This window comes from Paraburkholderia fungorum (genome assembly GCF_003610895.1).
Lineage (GTDB): Bacteria > Pseudomonadota > Gammaproteobacteria > Burkholderiales > Burkholderiaceae > Paraburkholderia > Paraburkholderia fungorum_B.
Genome location: NZ_MCAS01000069.1, coordinates 256,383 through 274,580, shown reverse-complemented (window position 1 = coordinate 274,580; position 18,198 = coordinate 256,383). Strand labels below are relative to the sequence as shown.

Genomic DNA, 18,198 nt, shown 5'->3' with positions numbered 1-18,198 from the left:
GCAGACCCATCCGCGACGCACGTAGTGCGGAGTGGGAGCGGATGAGCCCTTTTATATGGACGCCTCCCATTTGCCAAGGAATCGTGTGTGTTGGTGGACAGGAAGGCTGCGGTTTTATACATGGCCTCGTCCCGTTTGCCAAATGGTCTGATCTACTGCAGGCAGGTGCTGGATTGCATATATACGTTCGGCCTGTTTGTGGCACACATGTGCCTGGCCCCAATGGATTTCGCCCGGCGACTCCTTCATATATCCTCGGCTTCGTGAGCCCTAAGACCGCGCAGGTTTTGTCGCCGACGGTCCAACCTGTTTGCCATTGAATCAGATCATTTGTGCAATCGATGGAGGGGTAAGGTTATTGCAGCCGTGCTGTCATCGTCCTGATCATACTGGGGGCTCGTATTCACGCCCTCGCGCCAGCAACACCCAGATTGTGCGGGCTATCTTGTTGGCGAGCGCCACAACGGCGACGTTCGTTCCCCGTCTCGCTTGGACCGCGAGTATCCATCGCGAGAGCGCATCGCTTCGTTTCACTGCCTGCTGAACAACTGACCTGGCGCCGTGAACCAGAAGCATTCGCAGGTATCCGTTTCCCCGCTTCGTGATTCCGAACAGACGTTGCTTGCCGCCTGACGAGTGTTGCCGTGGCGTCAGACCGAGCCACGCTGCAAACTGTCGCCCGTTTGCGAACTCAGTCGCGCTGCCTGCCGCGGCGATGACGGCGGTTGCGATCATCGGCCCGACGCCGCGGATCTTCTCAAGCCGCTGGCTGAGTGCGGATGCCTTGTGTGCTTGACGGATGAGGTCGTCGTAGCGCGCGATCTGTGTATCCAGAAGCGTGAGTCGCTCATACATGTCGTGCATCATCGACCGGGTAAGCGCGGTGAGCTCGTTATCTGGATCATCGAGAATTGCCGGCAACTGTTGCCGTACTTTCAGCGGCGTCTGCGCTATCACCACGCCGTATTCAGCCAGCAGGCCTCGTATCTGGTTGATCTGCGCGATACGGTCCCGCATCAGCAGGCTGCGGATGCGATGCATGGACTGAATATCCTGCTGTTCAACGCTATTGATAGCGACATAGCGCATCGTCGGACGTGACGCCGCCTCGGTGATCGCCTCTGCATCGTTGCGATCGTTCTTTTGGGATTTGACGAAGGGTTTGACGAACCGCGGAGCAATGATCTGTACGTGATGTCCCATTGCAGCGAACTTGCGGGCCCAGTAGTGCGCTCCACCGCAAGCCTCCATCACAATGCGGCAGCAAGGTATATCGAGAACTGCTTGTAACAGCCTGGTGCGGCTGACCCGTCGACTCAGCACCGGCCGACCACGCTCGTCAACGCCGTGCAGTTGGAAGATGTTTTTTGCAAGATCGATACTCAGCAACGTGACACTCATGACGGCCTCCGTTCATTTACGGATCACAGTTCCTCAATACTGCCACGCCCTCCGATGGACACCCTTTTATGTGCTCCTCCAGCAGAGGTGGGACGAGGCCATTCCACTATATCCGGCCTTGTTGCAGGATGAACCCGCTGGCCTCGATGGAATCCGCTGGCTCACGCCTCATTTGTCACACGGGCTGTTAGCCCGCAAAGGGCTTCAGGTTTGGTGAGTCCCGGTCTGACCTGTATGCCATCACACTCAATTACCTTGCGCAACCTTTGACGTACTCCTCTTTGCAAAATCGTTCTGTTCAGACTTCGCTGCGTTCACACCGGCCGAACACTGACATGAGCTTTCTCGTACTTCAGGTCATGTGCCAGCAATGCCCAGATCGTTCGCGCCAGCTTGTTAGCCAGTGCGACGGTCACCACGTTGTTCGGGCGGCGCCTGCGCAACTGCTCGATCCATGGCCCCGGCTCTTTGGTGCGCGCAAGCACCGATCGGGCACCGTGTATCAGCAGCGTGCGCAGATACACATCCCCACGTTTGCTGATCCCATGTAACCGGAGCTTGCCACCGGTGCCGCTCTGTCGGGGCACCAACCCCAGCCAGGCCGCAAACTCACGGCCCGAACTGAATGTCTTCGGGTCTCCCATCGTCGCCACCGCGGCGGTCGCCGTCAGCAACCCGACGCCTGGAATCTGCGCGATCTGCATGCAGGCGCGCTCGGCCTTCATCCACTCCGAGAGCCGGCGCTCGATCTGCGCAATCTGCTCATCGAGCACGTTAAGCCGCTGCCACTGTTCACGCAGCGTATCCACCAACATCGCCGGCAAACGCTCGCTCAGGCGCGCCAGCACACCGTCCATCGCCCGGTTCAGTGCGGCGCGGCCCACCGCCATCACTTCACCGTATTCCGTCAGCAGTCCGCGCAGACCGTTGATCTGCATCGTGCGGAACTTGATCAACTGCTCGCGCATCCTGTGCAGGGCCAGCACTGCCTGCTGCGTTTCGGTCTTGACCGCCACCGACCTCACGGCCGGTTGCTGTACCGCAGTCCAGATCGCCCGGGCATCGGCCACGTCGTTCTTGTTGCCGCTCACGAATGCCTTGACCGCCTTGCCGGGCATCAACCTGACCTGATGTCCCATCTCGCCCAGACGACGCGCCCAGTGCTGGGCTCCGCCGCACGCTTCCATGCCGATGAGGCAGGGCGCGCGATTTGCGAAATGCTCCAGAAACGCGGCGCGCCGGATCTGCCGGCTGATGACCTCACCAGTTTCCGGCTCAACCCAATGCACCTGGAAAACCTGCTTTGCAATATCCACACCGACCGGAGTAAAGTTCATTTGGGTTCTCCTTCCTCAAGTGGTTCGTTGTCCAACTTCCACTCTGGCACATCTGATGCCGTCGGTTGCGAGAACCCACCCCACCTTTACCCGCACCCAACGGCCAGTGATCAGCAGCCCTCAGGGGGGAGGCGTCCATTCCATTTGTCACTCGCGCGGAGTGTGCGGGGGCACGGATTCCAGATGCACCACTACCGTGGCTGCGCGGGGGACCCGCTTAAGAATTAGCGGTTTGAGCCGCTTTCTTTTGCCTATCTTTTCTTTGCGGCAGGCAAAGAAAAGTAGGTGCCGCCCCGCACAGGGGCAACACTAATAAACCACTAACAAAGCAAGGAAAGGCCAAAAAGCCAGATCAAGGAAAGGCCAACACCACAAAACCACAAACAATACGGATAGCTAACAATTAGAGAAAAAGCCAAAGAAGCCACAGAAAGAAAAATGCAGAAGCAGTAAGAACAACGAAATACCACCCCCACAAGCACACAGAAAAAAGCGCCACAAAGGCAAAAAACCACCAAACCCCATCGCCGCAGGCAAGCACCCCAACCCAAAGCCCTCGGCAAGCAAAAATCCCATTATATGAATCCAACACTCACATATTGGAGCTTTCTCAAAAACCGCCCTACAATCCAGCCAACACGCACCTTGAGCCAGAAAAAACCGGCCTCAACGAGCGACAGCAAGAAAAAACCGGAGACAAGCCAAACCATGCCAAAGCCCCAAAGGCAGCACCCACACGCCCGCGCCACCGGCAACATGCCCTGCGCCGCGAGCAAAACTGTGTGCAAAGCAGGCCAGCGCTCCGGCCCCGCGCTGTAAGCGCAAAAAACCATCGAAAAGCCAATCGCCATGAACAAAGCGATGCCCACTCACGCCGCGAACGCGTCCGAAGCCGAACTGGCACCGTCAGCCGCTCGCGCGACCAGCGCCGCGCCGCAGCAAGCGCATGCCGCCAAAGCCCCGCGCGTTAGCGCGCAGCCCACCGCGACCGACGAAATCGCGTTGCCGAGCACGCTGCTCGACATCACGCCGCAACAAGCCGGCACGCAAACGCTGTTGCGCGGCCTGGCGATTCTGGAAGCCGCCGCCGCCGGTGTGCGCGACCTGCGCACCTTCGGCGCGGCGCTCGGCACGACGCGCAGTACCACGCACCGGCTGGTGAGCAGCCTCGTGCAGGCGCGCTATCTGCGGCAAGTGCAAGGCGGCTATCTGCTCGGCCCGAAGCTGATCGAACTCGGCACCATCGCGCTCGAACAGATGCCGCTCACCGCAGTCGCACGTCCGCATCTCGAATCGCTCGCTGAACAGACACTCGACACGATCCACCTCGGCGTGCGCGACGGCGACGACGTGCTGTACATCGACAAGATTCCCGGCACCCGCGGCCTGGAAATGCGCTCGCGCGTCGGCCACCGGATGCCGCTGGCGTCGACGGGGATCGGCAAAGCCATGATGCTCGACCTCACGCCGGAAGTCTGGCAATCGCTTTTCGAGGCCTCGCGGCGCGCGCTCGCCGGCGTCAGCTTCAAGCCGGATAACCGTCCCGACGCGCAGACCTTTATGCAGCGCATGACCAACTACGCCGCCGGCGGTTACACGTTCGACCTCGAAGAAAACGAAGCGTCGATCCGTTGCGTAGCAGCACCGGTGCGCGATGCGTCGGGCGCCGTGGTGGCGGCGCTGTCGGTGGCGAGCACGATTCCGTATATGTCGCTCGAACGCATGGATGAGTTGATTCCGGTCGTGCAGCGCGAAGCGCGCGCAATCTCGGAAGAACTCGGCTGGCGTGCCCCGCAACCGGCAACCCGCAGGATCAAACGATGAAGCAAGCGGGTTCTCAAACGCAGGCGGTCATTCCGGCAAGCAACGCCGACGCTGCGGCCACCGACGCCAGACTTCAGCACGCAGCGCTCATCGCGCTCGACTGGGGTACGACGTCGCTGCGCGCGTATCTGTACGACGCGGCCGGCGAGGTGCTGGCGACGCGGGCCTCCACGGCCGGCATCATGAATCTGCCGCACAGCGCCGAACAAGGCGGCTTCGACGCCGCCTTCGACGCCGCATGCGGCGCGTGGCTCAAGCAGGCACCTGGCGTGCCGGTGATCGCGGCGGGCATGGTCGGCAGCGCGCAAGGCTGGGTCGAAGCACCGTATGTCGACGCGCCGGCCAATGCCGATGCGCTGGTGGCCGGCATCGTGCGCGTCAAAGCCGCGGGCGGTGTGACGCTGCACATCGTGCCGGGCGTCCTGCAGCGCGGCGATCTGCCGAATGTGATGCGCGGCGAAGAGACCCAGATTTTCGGGGCACTCGGTCAGGACACGGCCGCCGTGGACAGCAGCAAGCGCGCGCTGATCGGTTTGCCTGGCACCCACGCGAAATGGGTCGTCGTGCAGGCAGGCCGCATCGAACGTTTTCATACCTTCATGACCGGTGAGGTGTTCGCCGCGTTGCGCGAGCACACTATCCTCGGCCGCACGATGGACACGCCGGATCGTCCGGATAACGAAGCATTCCTGCGTGGCGTGAAGATCGCCCGCGACAAAGGTCAGGCGGGTCTGCTGGCTACCGTATTCAGCGCTCGCACGCTTGGGCTCACCGGACAACTTTCGCGCGAGCAGCAGCCGGACTATCTGTCGGGCCTGCTGATCGGGCACGAACTGGCCGGCCTCGAAGCCGTGCTTATGCAGCAGCAAAACTCGCTTGCAGGGCAGCACTTGCGCCTGATCGGCAACGAAGCGCTATGTGAGCGCTATCGCGCAGCCCTTGCGCAATTCGGCTGCACTCACGCGGAGCTGGTGAAACATGCCACCGAGCGCGGCTTGTGGCGCGTCGCCACCCAGGCGGGGCTCGTCAATCCCACGCCTCAAGCGGCGTACGCCGGCTAACCGGTGGCGCCGCCGCTCACGAAACAAGGAACCGACATGCAACCTCACATCAATCTGCCCGCTCCGTACATGCCGCACGCGGGTCTGATCGCGGCGTTCGAGGTCTGTCCGCTGATCGCGATCATGCGTGGCGTGACGCCCGCGGATGCCGCCGAACACGGTCAGGCCCTGTACGAAGCCGGTTTTCGCATCGTCGAAGTGCCGTTGAATTCGCCGCAACCGTTCGACAGCATCGCGGCGATCCGCAAGGCGTTGCCGGCCGATGCGATCGTCGGTGCCGGCACCGTGCTGCATCCGAGTTTCGTCAACGACGTGAAGTCCGCCGGCGGCGAATTGATCGTGATGCCGCATAGCGATCCGGAGGTCGTCGGCGCCGCGAAAGCGCAAGGCATGGCATGTGCGCCGGGCGTGGCGACGCCAAACGAAGCTTTCATCGCGCTGAAGAACGGCGCGGACGTGTTGAAGATGTTCCCCGCAGAACAACTCGGCTGCCAGGTCGTGAAGGCGTGGCGCGCGGTGATCGCGGCGGAGGTGCCGCTGGTGCCGGTTGGTGGGATCACGCCGGACAACATGGGCCCGTTCCTGAGCGTCGGCGCGAATGGCTTTGGCCTCGGCTCGGCGCTGTACAAGCCCGGTCAGAGCGTAGCCGTGACCGCCTCGCACGCGAAGGCGTTCATCAACGGGTTGCGCATTGCCCGGGCAGGCGCGAAGAAATGAAGCGGCTCGCCAACAAAGTCGCGTTGATCACCGGCGCCGGCCGCGGCATCGGTGCCGCGATCGCGCTCGCGTTTGCACGCGAGGGCGCGGCGGTCGTGCTGGCGGAGTTGGACATCGAAATGGCCGAGCGGACAGCGCGCGAAATCCGTGCCGCGATCAGTGCAAGTGACACCGGCGCAGCGAACAGCGCGAACGAAGCAAAAGTGCTCGCAGTGCAGACCGACGTGACGCAATCAGCCTCGGTTCAGCACGCGGCAAGCGAGGCCGAACGCGCGTTCGGCGCGCTCGACGTGCTGGTCAACAACGCCGGCATCAACGTGTTCTGCGATCCGCTGACGATGACCGATGACGACTGGCGCCGCTGCTTCGCGGTCGATCTCGACGGCGTATGGAATGGGTGTCGCGCGGTGTTGCCGGGCATGGTCGAACGTGGCGCGGGCAGCATCGTGAATATCGCGTCGACGCATGCGTTCAAGATCATTCCGGGATGCTTTCCGTACCCGGTCGCGAAGCACGGCGTAATCGGTTTGACGCGCGCGCTCGGCATTGAGTACGCGCCGCGCAATGTAAGAGTCAACGCGATTGCGCCGGGGTACATCGAGACGCAATTGACGCACGACTGGTGGAACGAACAAGCCGATCCGGTCGCCGCCAGACAGGCGACGCTGGATCTGCAGCCGATGAAGCGCATCGGCCGCCCGGAAGAGGTGGCGATGACAGCGGTGTTTCTCGCCTCGGACGAAGCGCCGTTCATCAACGCCACCTGCATCACCGTGGATGGCGGCCGCTCGGTGCTCTATCACGACTGAAACGACTGAACGCAGCGGAACAGTACGCGGCAGTAAGCAGGAAGCGCAGCAGGAAAAGAGGCAGGGGAAAGCAGCAAACCAGCAGCAAACAAAGCAGCAAGAACAGGCAAGAACAGCGAAGAACCAAGCAGCAACGTTTCACCGGACGACGCGCTGGCCGCGTGTGTCACAACCGGTACAAGAAGACGCGGCCGATACCTTCTCGTTATCAATTAGTCAGGAGACACGCATTATGAAACGAAGAATTTTCCTCACGCTGGCAGCAGCGGCGACGGGTGTGCTCTTCAACGCGCCGGTCGCGCAGGCCGCCGATCCGGTCAAGATCGGCTTCCTCGTGAAGCAGCCGGAAGAACCGTGGTTCCAGGACGAATGGAAGTTCGCCGAAATCGCCGCCAAGGAAAAGGGCTTCACGCTGGTGAAGATCGGTGCGCCGTCGGGCGAGAAGGTGATGAGCGCCATCGACAACCTGGCGGCTCAGAAAGCGCAAGGCTTTGTGATCTGCACGCCTGACGTCAAGCTCGGACCGGGCATCGTCGCGAAGGCGAAGGCTGATGGCCTGAAGATGATGACGGTCGACGACCGCCTCGTCGACGGCGCGGGCAAGCCGATCGCAGCGGTGCCGCATATGGGCATCTCAGCGTACAACATCGGCAAGCAGGTGGGCGATGGCCTCGCTGCGGAAATCAAGAAGCGCGGCTGGGACATGAAAGACGTGGGCGCGATCGACGTGACCTACAACCAGTTGCCCACCGCGGTTGACCGCACCACCGGCGCAACCGACGCGCTCGTCGCCGCCGGCTTCCCGAAGGCCAACGTCATTGCCGCGCCGCAAGCGAAGACGGACACGGAAAACGCGTTCAACGCTGCCAACATCGCGCTGACGAAGAACCCGCAGTTCAAGCACTGGGTGGCTTACGCGCTGAACGACGAAGGCGTGCTCGGCGCGGTGCGCGCTGCGGAAGGCCGCGGTTTCAAGGCGGACAACATGATCGGCATCGGCATCGGCGGTTCGGACTCGGCATTGAACGAGTTCAAGAAGCCGTCGCCGACCGGCTTCTACGGCACGGTCATCATCAGCCCGAAGCGTCACGGCGAAGAAACCTCGACGCTGATGTACGACTGGATCACGCAAGGCAAGGAACCGCCGATGCTCACGCTGACGACCGGCATGCTGGCCACGCGTGACAACGTCGCGGATGTGCGTCAGAAGATGGGCCTCGCGGCAAATTAAGCGGCTTGATTCAGCACGCGATGACATGAAGTGAACTGCCGGTGCGTCGTTTCTCCAAGGATTGGGCGCATCGGCAGCCATCACCGACAGTAATAAAAGATGAGTAGTTGAGACAAACCACGCCTGGTGCCCGCGCGGCGCCCAAAGAAGCGTGGTTCACACGAAGCAGCAACTAACTTGCATGGGACCAGAGCAACCGTTAAGGCGCTAACTCTGGTCGACAACTTTGTTTGGGACGGGAGTGAGCCCTGAAGCGCCAACTCCCGTCGACATAGGAGGCGAAGTGTCAGCGACGCTACGTTTTGACAATATCGGCAAAGTCTTTCCAGGCGTGCGCGCGCTCGACGGTGTGTCCTTCGACGTCAACGTCGGCCAGGTGCACGGCCTGATGGGCGAAAACGGCGCAGGGAAGTCGACCCTGCTGAAGATTCTCGGCGGTGAGTATCAGCCCGACTCCGGCCGCGTGATGATCGACGGCAATGAGGTGCGCTTTACGAGCGCAGCGGCGTCGATCGCGTCGGGGATCGCGGTGATTCACCAGGAACTGCAATACGTGCCCGATCTGACGGTCGCGGAAAACCTGCTGCTGGGGCAGCTGCCGAACTCGCTCGGCTGGGTCAACAAGCGCGAAGCCAAGCGCTTCGTGCGCGAACGCCTTGAAGCAATGGGCGTGGCGCTCGATCCGAACGCGAAGCTGAGAAAGCTCTCGATCGCGCAACGGCAAATGGTCGAAATCTGCAAGGCGCTGCTGCGCAACGCGCGGGTGATCGCACTGGATGAACCGACCAGCTCGCTGTCGCATCGCGAGACCGAAGTGCTGTTCAAGCTGGTACGAGATCTGCGCGCCGACAACCGCGCGATGATCTACATCTCGCACCGCATGGACGAGATTTACGAGCTTTGCGACGCCTGCACGATTTTCCGCGACGGCCGCAAGATCGCCTCGCATCCGACGCTTGAAGGCGTGTCGCGCGACACTATCGTGAGCGAAATGGTTGGACGTGAAATCGCCGACATCTATAACTATTCGGCACGTCCGTTAGGCGAGGTGCGCTTCGCGGCGAAAGCGATCGAAGGCCACGCGCTTGCGCAACCGGCCAGCTTCGAAGTGCGGCGCGGCGAGATTGTCGGCTTCTTCGGCCTGGTGGGTGCGGGCCGCAGCGAGTTGATGCATCTGGTGTACGGCGCCGATCACAAGAAGGGCGGCGAAATCGTACTCGACGGCAAGCCGATCAAGGTGCGCAGCGCGGGTGAGGCGATCCAGCACGGCATCGTGCTGTGCCCGGAAGACCGTAAGGAAGAGGGCATCGTCGCGATGGCGACTGTGTCGGAGAACATCAATATCAGTTGCCGCCGTCACTACCTGCGTGCGGGGATCTTCCTCGACCGCAAGAAGGAAGCGGAAACCGCCGACCGTTTTATCAAGCTGCTGAAGATCAAGACGCCGAGCCGCCGGCAGAAGATTCGCTTCCTGTCGGGCGGCAACCAGCAGAAGGCGATTCTGTCGCGCTGGCTGGCCGAGCCCGATCTGAAAGTGGTGATTCTCGACGAACCGACGCGCGGAATTGACGTCGGCGCGAAGCATGAGATCTATAACGTGATTTATCAGCTTGCCGAACGCGGCTGCGCGATCGTGATGATTTCGTCTGAACTACCGGAAGTGCTCGGCGTGTCCGACCGGATCGTCGTGATGCGCCAGGGCCGGATTTCCGGCGAACTGTCGCGCAAGGAAGCAACGGAACAAACGGTATTGGGCCTCGCGTTGCCGCAAAGCTCGACCGCCCTGCCCGGAACCGCAGCCAACGAGCAAGCGGCCTGAACATCATTTGGACGAAAGTCCGGCAACCCGTGGGGAACGGGAGGAGTCTTCAAAATGCAAGCCAGAGAAAACCTCGCGCAACAGGCCGCCAAAGGCGCGGCCGAGGCGCTGATTCCGCAGTCGAACGACAAGGCGAAATGGTGGCAGCAGATCACCGAGTACAGCCTGATCCTGATCTTCGTCGTGATGTTCATCACGATGTCGCTGACGGTCGATCACTTCTTCTCGATCGAGAACATGCTCGGTCTCGCGCTGTCGATCTCGCAGATCGGGATGGTCGCGTGCACGATGATGTTCTGCCTCGCCTCGCGCGATTTCGACTTGTCGGTAGGCTCGACGGTCGCATTCGCGGGGGTGCTGTGCGCGATGGTCCTGAACGCGACCGGTAACACGTTTATCGCGATCATCGCCGCGGTGGCGGCAGGTGCTGTGATCGGTTTCGTCAACGGCGCGGTGATCGCGTATCTGCGCATCAACGCGCTGATCACGACGCTCGCGACGATGGAAATCGTCCGCGGTCTCGGCTTTATCGTCTCGCACGGGCAAGCCGTGGGCGTGTCCTCGGATACCTTCATCGCGCTGGGCGGCCTGAGCTTTTTCGGCGTGTCGCTGCCGATCTGGGTCACGCTGCTGTGCTTCATCGTGTTCGGCGTGATGCTCAATCAGACCGTGTACGGCCGCAATACGCTCGCCATCGGCGGCAACCCGGAAGCCTCGCGTCTGGCCGGTATCAACGTTGAACGCACGCGCGTTTATATCTTCCTGATTCAGGGCGCCGTCACCGCGCTGGCCGGTGTGATTCTGGCTTCGCGGATTACGTCGGGTCAGCCGAATGCGGCGGAAGGTTTCGAGTTGAACGTGATTTCGGCTTGCGTGCTGGGTGGCGTATCGCTGCTCGGCGGCCGCGCGACGATCTCCGGCGTCGTGATCGGCGTGCTGATCATGGGCACGGTCGAGAACGTGATGAACCTGATGAACATCGACGCGTTCTATCAGTACCTCGTGCGCGGCGCGATTCTGCTTGCCGCCGTGCTGCTCGACCAGTTGAAGAACCGCGGCTCGCGCGACTGAGGCGGGGTTCAACCCACACTCAACCCGCACTTAACCCGCACTTAACCCGCGACTCACTTACTTTGTTCTAAAAGGAATCGAACGATGTCGTCTCCGGCCAATGCAAACGACCGCCTCGCGGACAACGCGTTTGCCCGCTATCCGAGTCTCGTCGACCGAACCGTGTTGATTACGGGCGGCGCGACCGGTATCGGCGCATCGTTCGTCGAGCATTTCGCGGCGCAGGGCGCACGCGTCGCGTTTTTCGATATCGATGCGGGCGCGGGTGAAGCGCTCGCCGATGAACTCGGCGATTCGAAACACAAACCGCTGTTTTTGCCGTGCGATCTGACCGACGTCGACGCGCTGCAAAAAGCCATCGCCGACGTGCGCGCCGCACTCGGTCCGATTCAGGTGCTGGTGAACAACGCGGCAAACGACAAACGCCACAGCATCGGCGACGTGACGCGCGAATCTTTCGACGCCGGCATCGCGGTAAATATCCGGCATCAGTTTTTCGCCGCGCAAGCGGTGATGGACGACATGAAAGCCGCCAACAGCGGCTCGATCATCAACCTCGGCTCGATCAGCTGGATGTTGAAGAACGGCGGCTATCCGGTGTACGTCATGTCGAAATCGGCGGTGCAGGGTTTGACGCGCGGCCTCGCGCGCGACCTCGGTCACTTCAACATCCGCGTCAATACGCTGGTGCCGGGCTGGGTGATGACGGAAAAGCAGAAGCGTTTGTGGCTCGATGACGCGGGCCGCCGCTCGATCAAGGAAGGCCAGTGCATCGACGCTGAACTGCAACCTGCCGATCTCGCCCGCATGGCGCTGTTCCTCGCCGCCGACGACAGCAGGATGATCACCGCGCAGGATCTGATCGTCGATGGAGGCTGGGCGTGAATGCCGCTCAGTCAGGGTCTGGCGCGGCGCTGCTGCTCGACACGCAATGCACGCTCGGCGAAGGCGCGACGTGGTGCGCGAAAACAGGCCGCTTTTACTGGACCGATATCGAAGGCGCGCAACTGTGGCGCTATGACCCGAGCGACGGCCAAAGCATGTTCTGGCGCATGCCCGAGCGTCTCGCCACGTTCGCGTTGTGCGCCGACCCGCGCTACCTGCTGCTCGGATTGGCGACGCATCTGGCGTTCTTCGATCTGGCAACCGGTGAGACGCAGCGCATCGTCGACGTCGAACCGGGCCTGAACACGCGCGTGAACGACGGCCGCTGCGACCGTCAGGGCCGTTTCGTATTCGGCACGAAAGACGAAGGCTCGCCGCTGCAGGCAGTCGGCGGGTTTTATCGGTTGAATCATGATCTGTCGCTGGAGCGTTTGCCGCTGCCCGCACCGGCAATCTCGAACAGCATCGCGTTCAGCCCTGACGGCGCGACGATGTACTACTGCGATTCGCCGACCCGTGAAATCCGCGTCTGCGACTATCGCGCGGACGGTAGCATCGGCAACGACCGCGTGTTCACAAAACTGACTGATGCGACTGGCGAGCCCGACGGCTCGACCATCGATCGCGACGGCGGTTTGTGGAACGCGCAATGGGGCGGCGGCCGAGTGGTGCGATATGGTCCCGACGGAGTGGAAACCGGGCGCGTCGATGTGCCCACCGCGCAGCCGAGCTGCGTCGCGCTCGGCGGTTCCCCGAACGGACTTCCTGCCGGGATCGCGCAACTGGACACGCTGTACATCACAAGTGCCCGCATCGGTCTCGACGCGGCCGCGCTCGCGAGCGATCCGCACGCGGGCGGCGTATTTATCGCAACGCCCGGGCGACTGGGTTTGCCGGAACCGCTGTTCCAGGGCTCGCCCGCCTAGCGCGAATTGACGCAGCCCTGGTGTCGAGGCTGCGGCGGACGGGAGTCGAGCCATGATTGAGAAAGTGTGTCAGGAGTCGATGTCGCAAAACCAGTGGCAGCAAATCGGCAGCACGCCGTTCGGACCCAGAGGCGACCGGTTCAAAAAATCGCCCAACAGCACCCGTCAGCAATGACGGCAATGTCCCACGCCTCTCGATGGAGCCAGATATGACTGTTGCGAATCCTGTTTCCGCCTCTTCCCAGAGCCGGCGCGCGCGACTCAACGCGGCGGCCAATCCGGTGCATCCGGGTCCCAGCACGTCGGCGGTGGCGGTTGGTGAGACGAGCGGCGGCGAGCTCGCCTGCATCACGCTTGCCAACGCGCATTTGCGCCTCGACGTCGCGCCGACGCTCGGCGGCGGCGTCACCCGTTTCGATTGGCGCAACGACGGCGCGCTCACGCCGATTTTCCGGCGCTGCCGCCATGTCGCGGCCGATACCCCGCCGAACGAGCTGGCCTGCTATCCGCTGCTGCCCTATTCGAACCGGATCGGCGGCGGTCATTTCAATGTGGCGGGGCGGCGTATCGACGTGCCGCAAAATCGCACCGACGAACCCTTGCCGATTCATGGCGACGGTTGGCTCTCCGCCTGGCAGGTCGCGGAATCGGACCGTGAGAATGTCCGTCTGACGCTCGATCGCCCTGACGGCAAGCCGTACGCATTTCGCGCCACGCAAACCTATTCGCTGGACGGTCCCACGCTCGTCATCACGCTGGAAATCGAGAACGCCGGTCGCGACGCGTTGCCGTTCGGGTTGGGCGTGCATCCGTTTTTCGTCCGCGACGCGGACACTGAACTCTCGGCGGCGGCCGGCGGCCTGTGGCTCTCCGGCGGCGACTGGCTGCCGGTGCGTCACGTGCCGGCGCCGCCCGCGTGGCAATTCGGGGTGGCGTATCCGTTGCCGGAAGCCATCGTCAATCACGCCTTCACGGGTTGGAGCGGGCAGGCGGCGGTGGTGTGGCCGAAGCGGCGTCTGTCGCTGAATATTTCCGCCGACACCGACTACTACGTGCTCTACACGCCTCCGGGCGAAGCGTTCTTCTGCTTCGAGCCGGTCGACCATCCGATCAACGCGATGAATCTGGCGGGCGGCGCGTGCGAAAACGGCATGACGATGCTAAAACGCGGCGAGCGCCTGACGCGCACGTTCCGCTTCAGCGTCGAACGCACGGGTTTGCGCTCGATGCCGGGTGCGCGTGGGTCGCGGCGGCAGTAGCCGGGGAGCGGGGCGCAGCGACACGGCCTTGGCCCAGCCCGGTGTGACGTGTGGCCGCGGCCTGCCGCGCAGGACGGGTAAAATACGCGCCACTTCCGTCATCGGCTCGCCGCGAGAACCACTATGTCCAATTTCATCCAGACACTCAACGACGCCTGGCAGCGCACGAACTCGCTGCTGTGCGTCGGCCTCGATCCTGAGCCCAGCAAATTCCCCGGCGCGCTCGCGGGCCGTCCCGAGGCGATTTTCGACTTCTGCCGCACCATCGTCGATGCAACCGCGCCGTATGCGTCGTCGTTCAAGCCGCAGATCGCGTACTTCGCCGCGCATCGCGCGGAAGACCAGCTCGAGCAGCTGATCGAGCACATTCATGCGAACCACCCGGGCTTGCCGGTGATTCTGGACGCGAAGCGCGGCGATATCGGCAGCACCGCCGAACAGTACGCGCGCGAGGCATTCGAGCGCTATCAGGCGGATGCCGTGACGGTCAATCCGTACATGGGGTTCGACTCGATCGAGCCGTACCTGGAGCACGCGGGCAAGGGCGTGATCGTGTTGTGCCGGACCTCGAATGCGGGCGGTTCGGACCTGCAGTTTCTGGAGACGGGCGGGCGTCCGCTGTATCAGGTCGTCGCGCAGCTGGCGGCGGACAAGTGGAACGCGAGCGGCCAGCTGGGCCTCGTGGTCGGCGCGACTTTTCCGAAAGAGATCGAGGTGGTGCGCGGAATCGTCGGCGATATGCCGCTGCTGATTCCGGGTATCGGCGCGCAAGGCGGCGATGTTCAGGCGACGGTCAACGCCGGCCGCACAGCAAACGGCACGGGCATGCTGATCAACTCGTCGCGGGCGATTATTTACGCCGGCAAGGACGACGATTTCGCCGAAGCCGCAGCGAAAGCCGCGATGGAAACGCGTGACCGGATCAACGCGTTCCGGTGAATCTGTCCGTGAAGCGGTTTTTGCTTCTCCTCAGACAGCCTGAGCGGCTGGCCCCAGCCGCTCGATAAACGCCGCATGCTGCGGATGTTGCGCCTTCAGCGCGTCAACATCCGCCAGCTCGAATTCGCTGAATTCAAACCCCGGCGCAACCGTGCAGCCCACCAGCGCGAACGTCGCCGGGTCCGAGCACTGCGCGGCAAACCACAGACCCGCGGGCACCACCGCCTGAAATACGGCATCCGGATGCGTTAGCGTATTGCCCAGCTTGTGCGTCGTCAGCGAGCCCGCTTCGTCGAGTACGTAGACGTTCAATGGCTCGCCGGCATAAAAATGCCAAACCTCGTCGGACTTGATCCGGTGCCATGCCGAATGCGCGCCGTCACAAAGCAGGTAGTAGATCGCGGTGGACGCCGAGCGCGTTTGCGTTGAACCGTCATCGCGGCGGACAGATTCCGTGGACCGATACGTCTCGCTGAAAAAACCGCCTTCGGGATGCGGTTTCAGATCGAAGCGTCGGATCAACGCCTCTTTGGCTGCAGATGAAACAGGTGTGTCAGGCATCGTAGGCGGCGCCTCGGGTTGTGAACCGGATGTTAACGTTCGCGTTTAATGTTCGCGCTCGTCGAGCAGGGCCAGCACGCCGCGTAGCGCGTGCGCGGCGGCCTGCACGCGGATTTTCTCGCGGTCGCCCTTGAAGACCTTGGTTTCCACCGACGTATGCAGCCGATTGCTCCAGCCGAACGACACCATGCCCACCGGTTTGGTCTCGGTGCCGCCGCCCGGGCCGGCGACGCCGGTAATCGATAGCGACACCTGCGCGCGGCTGTTGCGCAGCGCGCCCTCGGCCATGGCACGCGCCACCTGCTCGCTGACCGCGCCGTGCTTTTCGATCAGCTCGGCCGGTACGCCGATCATTTCGGACTTCGCCTGATTCGAATACGTCACGAAACCGCGCTCGAACCAGCCGCTGCTGCCGGAAATATCGGTGATTGCGGTTGCCACCATGCCGCCCGTGCAGGACTCGGCGGTGACGAGCATCAGGCGCTCGTCACGCAGACGGTTGCTCACGCGAATCGCGAGCTGGTGAACCACGGAATCGGTAGGCATGGCGTCAATCCGGAAAACGAGGAACTGCTGCGAGGGGTGGCCGGCGGGCTGCCGCCGGCCGGCACCGGCCAATCGGCAACGGTTAAACCGACATGCGCCAGAGCGCAATCACGAGCAGCGTGAAAAACGCGGCGACCAGGTCATCGAACATGATGCCAAAGCCACCTTTCAGTCGGCGGTCGAAATAGCCGATGGGCGGCGGTTTCACCATGTCGAAAAAACGGAACACGATGAACGCGACGAACTGCCCGGTCAGCGTGACCGGCGTGACCATCAGCAGCACCAGCCAGAACGCGACGATTTCGTCCCACACGACCGGCGACGGGTCGTCGGTGCCGAGCTTCTTCGCGGTAAAGCCGCAAATCGCAATGCCGCCGAGAAAACCGGCGACGATCAGCACGCCCCACTCGATCACGGTCAGGTAACGGCTCAGGACGGCGAACGATGCCCAGGCGAACAGTGTGCCGACCGTGCCCGGCGCAACCGGCGACAAGCCGCTGCCAAAACCCAGCGACAGAATGTGCAGCGGATGCGACAGCATGAAGCGCGCGGTGGCGCGGCGCGGCTGAGGGCGCGGCGCGCGCGGGCCGGACGCGTTGGGCGGCGGATTGCCGATGACGTTGTCAGCGGGCACCAGCGGGGGATCAGTCTGCATGGAAGTGGTCGAAGCCTTGCAACGTCAGAGTGAGCGGCGCGCCGGCGGCATTGCGCCAGCCGATCGCCGGGCGGTCGGCCGCCGATTGAAGAGCGCTTATTGTACCGATGCGGGTGACCGGTATCGCCACCTCGCGGCCGGCCGATTCGACCGCCGCGCGCGCGGCAGCCGGTGCGGTGAAGCACAGTTCGTAATCGTCGCCGCCGGCCAGCGTGCAACGTTGCTGGATCTCGGGCGGCAGGCGCCGCAGCGCGTCTGAACGCGGCACGGCGTCGACGTCGACGGTGGCGTGCACGTTCGAGCGTTCCAGGATGTGCAGCAGATCGCCGGCCAGCCCGTCCGACAGATCGAGCGCAGCATGCGCGATGCCACGCAATGCAATCCCCAGCGAGATGCGCGGCTCCGGGCGCTCGAGGGCGCGACGAAATGTCGCAGCGTCGCTGGCATCCACGGCCCACTCGCCGCGCTGCACGCCGAGCCCGGCTCGTGCGTCGCCGAGCGTGCCGGAGATCCAGATGTCGTCGCCCGGCTGCGCGGCGTCGCGGCGCAGCGCGGCTTGCGGCGGCACGCTGCCGAACACGGTAATGCACAGATTCAACGGACCGCCGGTCGTGTCGCCGCCGATCAGTTCGCAGCCGTACCGCTCAGCCAGGGTGAAGAGGCCATTGCTAAAGGCGGCGAGCCAGGCTTCGTCGGCCTTCGGCAAGGAAAACGCCAGGGTGAACGCCTGGGGCCTTGCGCCCATTGCGGCGAGATCCGACAGGTTCACCGCGAGCGCCTTGTGGCCAAGGGCCTCGGGATCGACATCGGGAAAGAAGTGACGGCCTTCCACCAGCATGTCCGTCGATATCGCCAGCATCTCGCCCCGGCGCGGCGCCAGCAGGGCGCAGTCGTCGCCGATGCCGAGCGTGCCGTCATCGGCACGGGACGCTGCCGCGGCGGCGCGGCGGGCGAAGAAGCGATCGATCAGCGAAAACTCGGAGAGCATGGCGGCAATGGATGAGCGGGCAACTGCAATGAGGAGCGGCGAACAGAAGCGGTTAACAGGAAACGTCTAACAGCAAACGGCTAACGGTACGCATTGTACGAAGATGCTCGCGGGTAAACACGCCATTCGTACTCAATGCCGTTTCGGCGGGCAATTGGCGGAAAGCGCG

Annotated in this window: 18 protein-coding genes; 11 read left to right on the top strand and 7 right to left on the bottom strand. The window is 62.9% G+C overall.

The annotated features are described in order from the left end of the window. Window positions 1-384: 384 nt before the first annotated feature. From BCY88_RS39495 to BCY88_RS39485, 3 genes are all read right to left on the bottom strand, one after another. Window positions 385-1,401, bottom strand: a complete 1,017-nt coding sequence (locus tag BCY88_RS39495) for an IS110 family RNA-guided transposase (RefSeq protein WP_120345825.1) — start codon at window positions 1,399-1,401, stop codon at window positions 385-387. A 314-nt stretch (window positions 1,402-1,715) separates the two neighbouring features. After that, window positions 1,716-2,738 (bottom strand): IS110 family RNA-guided transposase, encoded by a 1,023-nt coding sequence (locus tag BCY88_RS39490; RefSeq protein WP_120345826.1) that lies wholly within the window; start codon window positions 2,736-2,738, stop codon window positions 1,716-1,718. A 575-nt stretch (window positions 2,739-3,313) separates the two neighbouring features. Next, window positions 3,314-3,589: a hypothetical protein gene (locus BCY88_RS39485; protein WP_120349476.1), complete on the bottom strand. Its 276-nt coding sequence runs from the start codon at window positions 3,587-3,589 to the stop codon at window positions 3,314-3,316. Here BCY88_RS39485 and BCY88_RS39480 point away from each other — a divergent pair. The 11 genes from BCY88_RS39480 to pyrF all read left to right on the top strand — a co-directional run bounded on the left by BCY88_RS39480 (window position 3,588) and on the right by pyrF (window position 15,279). Next, on the top strand, window positions 3,588-4,562 hold the full coding sequence (locus tag BCY88_RS39480) for an IclR family transcriptional regulator (RefSeq protein ID WP_120349475.1): 975 nt from the start codon (window positions 3,588-3,590) through the stop codon (window positions 4,560-4,562). The genes BCY88_RS39485 and BCY88_RS39480 overlap by 2 nt on opposite strands. Further along, window positions 4,559-5,623, top strand: a complete 1,065-nt coding sequence (locus tag BCY88_RS39475) for a 2-dehydro-3-deoxygalactonokinase (RefSeq protein WP_120349474.1) — start codon at window positions 4,559-4,561, stop codon at window positions 5,621-5,623. The genes BCY88_RS39480 and BCY88_RS39475 overlap by 4 nt, the downstream gene beginning before the upstream one ends. A gap of 36 nt (window positions 5,624-5,659) precedes the next feature. Further along, window positions 5,660-6,340: a 2-dehydro-3-deoxy-6-phosphogalactonate aldolase gene (locus BCY88_RS39470; RefSeq protein WP_120349473.1), complete on the top strand. Its 681-nt coding sequence runs from the start codon at window positions 5,660-5,662 to the stop codon at window positions 6,338-6,340. Then, entirely contained in the window at window positions 6,337-7,149 is an 813-nt protein-coding gene (locus BCY88_RS39465) for an SDR family oxidoreductase (protein ID WP_120349472.1), read from the top strand. Before BCY88_RS39470 ends, BCY88_RS39465 begins: the two co-directional genes overlap by 4 nt. 232 nt (window positions 7,150-7,381) lie before the next feature. Next, a complete protein-coding gene (locus BCY88_RS39460; protein ID WP_120349471.1) occupies window positions 7,382-8,380 on the top strand; it encodes an arabinose ABC transporter substrate-binding protein in 999 nt (332 codons plus the stop codon). Between the two features lie 283 nt (window positions 8,381-8,663). After that, a complete protein-coding gene (gene araG, locus BCY88_RS39455; RefSeq protein WP_120349470.1) occupies window positions 8,664-10,199 on the top strand; it encodes an L-arabinose ABC transporter ATP-binding protein AraG in 1,536 nt (511 codons plus the stop codon). Between the two features lie 54 nt (window positions 10,200-10,253). Next, the gene (gene araH / locus BCY88_RS39450; RefSeq protein ID WP_120349469.1) at window positions 10,254-11,270 is read left to right on the top strand and encodes an L-arabinose ABC transporter permease AraH; all 1,017 of its coding nucleotides are present in this window, start codon (window positions 10,254-10,256) and stop codon (window positions 11,268-11,270) included. Window positions 11,271-11,354: 84 nt separating this feature from the next. After that, window positions 11,355-12,155 (top strand): SDR family NAD(P)-dependent oxidoreductase, encoded by an 801-nt coding sequence (locus BCY88_RS39445; RefSeq protein WP_120349468.1) that lies wholly within the window; start codon window positions 11,355-11,357, stop codon window positions 12,153-12,155. Beyond that, window positions 12,152-13,081 (top strand): SMP-30/gluconolactonase/LRE family protein, encoded by a 930-nt coding sequence (locus BCY88_RS39440; protein WP_120349467.1) that lies wholly within the window; start codon window positions 12,152-12,154, stop codon window positions 13,079-13,081. Before BCY88_RS39445 ends, BCY88_RS39440 begins: the two co-directional genes overlap by 4 nt. 209 nt (window positions 13,082-13,290) lie before the next feature. Next, window positions 13,291-14,340: an aldose 1-epimerase gene (locus tag BCY88_RS39435; protein ID WP_120349466.1), complete on the top strand. Its 1,050-nt coding sequence runs from the start codon at window positions 13,291-13,293 to the stop codon at window positions 14,338-14,340. A 123-nt stretch (window positions 14,341-14,463) separates the two neighbouring features. Then, a complete protein-coding gene (gene pyrF / locus BCY88_RS39430; RefSeq protein WP_120349465.1) occupies window positions 14,464-15,279 on the top strand; it encodes an orotidine-5'-phosphate decarboxylase in 816 nt (271 codons plus the stop codon). Window positions 15,280-15,309: 30 nt separating this feature from the next. Here the strand turns inward: pyrF and BCY88_RS39425 are convergent, their stop codons facing one another. The 4 genes from BCY88_RS39425 to thiL all read right to left on the bottom strand — a co-directional run bounded on the left by BCY88_RS39425 (window position 15,310) and on the right by thiL (window position 18,029). After that, on the bottom strand, window positions 15,310-15,840 hold the full coding sequence (locus BCY88_RS39425) for a cupin domain-containing protein (RefSeq protein ID WP_120349464.1): 531 nt from the start codon (window positions 15,838-15,840) through the stop codon (window positions 15,310-15,312). A 45-nt stretch (window positions 15,841-15,885) separates the two neighbouring features. Continuing rightward, window positions 15,886-16,386 carry a CinA family protein gene (locus BCY88_RS39420; protein WP_028196431.1) on the bottom strand — a complete coding sequence of 167 codons (501 nt, stop codon included), beginning with the start codon at window positions 16,384-16,386 and terminating at the stop codon, window positions 15,886-15,888. Window positions 16,387-16,468: 82 nt separating this feature from the next. After that, window positions 16,469-17,041, bottom strand: a complete 573-nt coding sequence (locus BCY88_RS39415) for a phosphatidylglycerophosphatase A family protein (protein ID WP_183081556.1) — start codon at window positions 17,039-17,041, stop codon at window positions 16,469-16,471. Beyond that, window positions 17,031-18,029, bottom strand: coding sequence for a thiamine-phosphate kinase (thiL, locus tag BCY88_RS39410; protein WP_120349463.1), 999 nt, complete (start codon window positions 18,027-18,029; stop codon window positions 17,031-17,033). The genes BCY88_RS39415 and thiL overlap by 11 nt, the downstream gene beginning before the upstream one ends. Window positions 18,030-18,198: the final 169 nt, after the last annotated feature.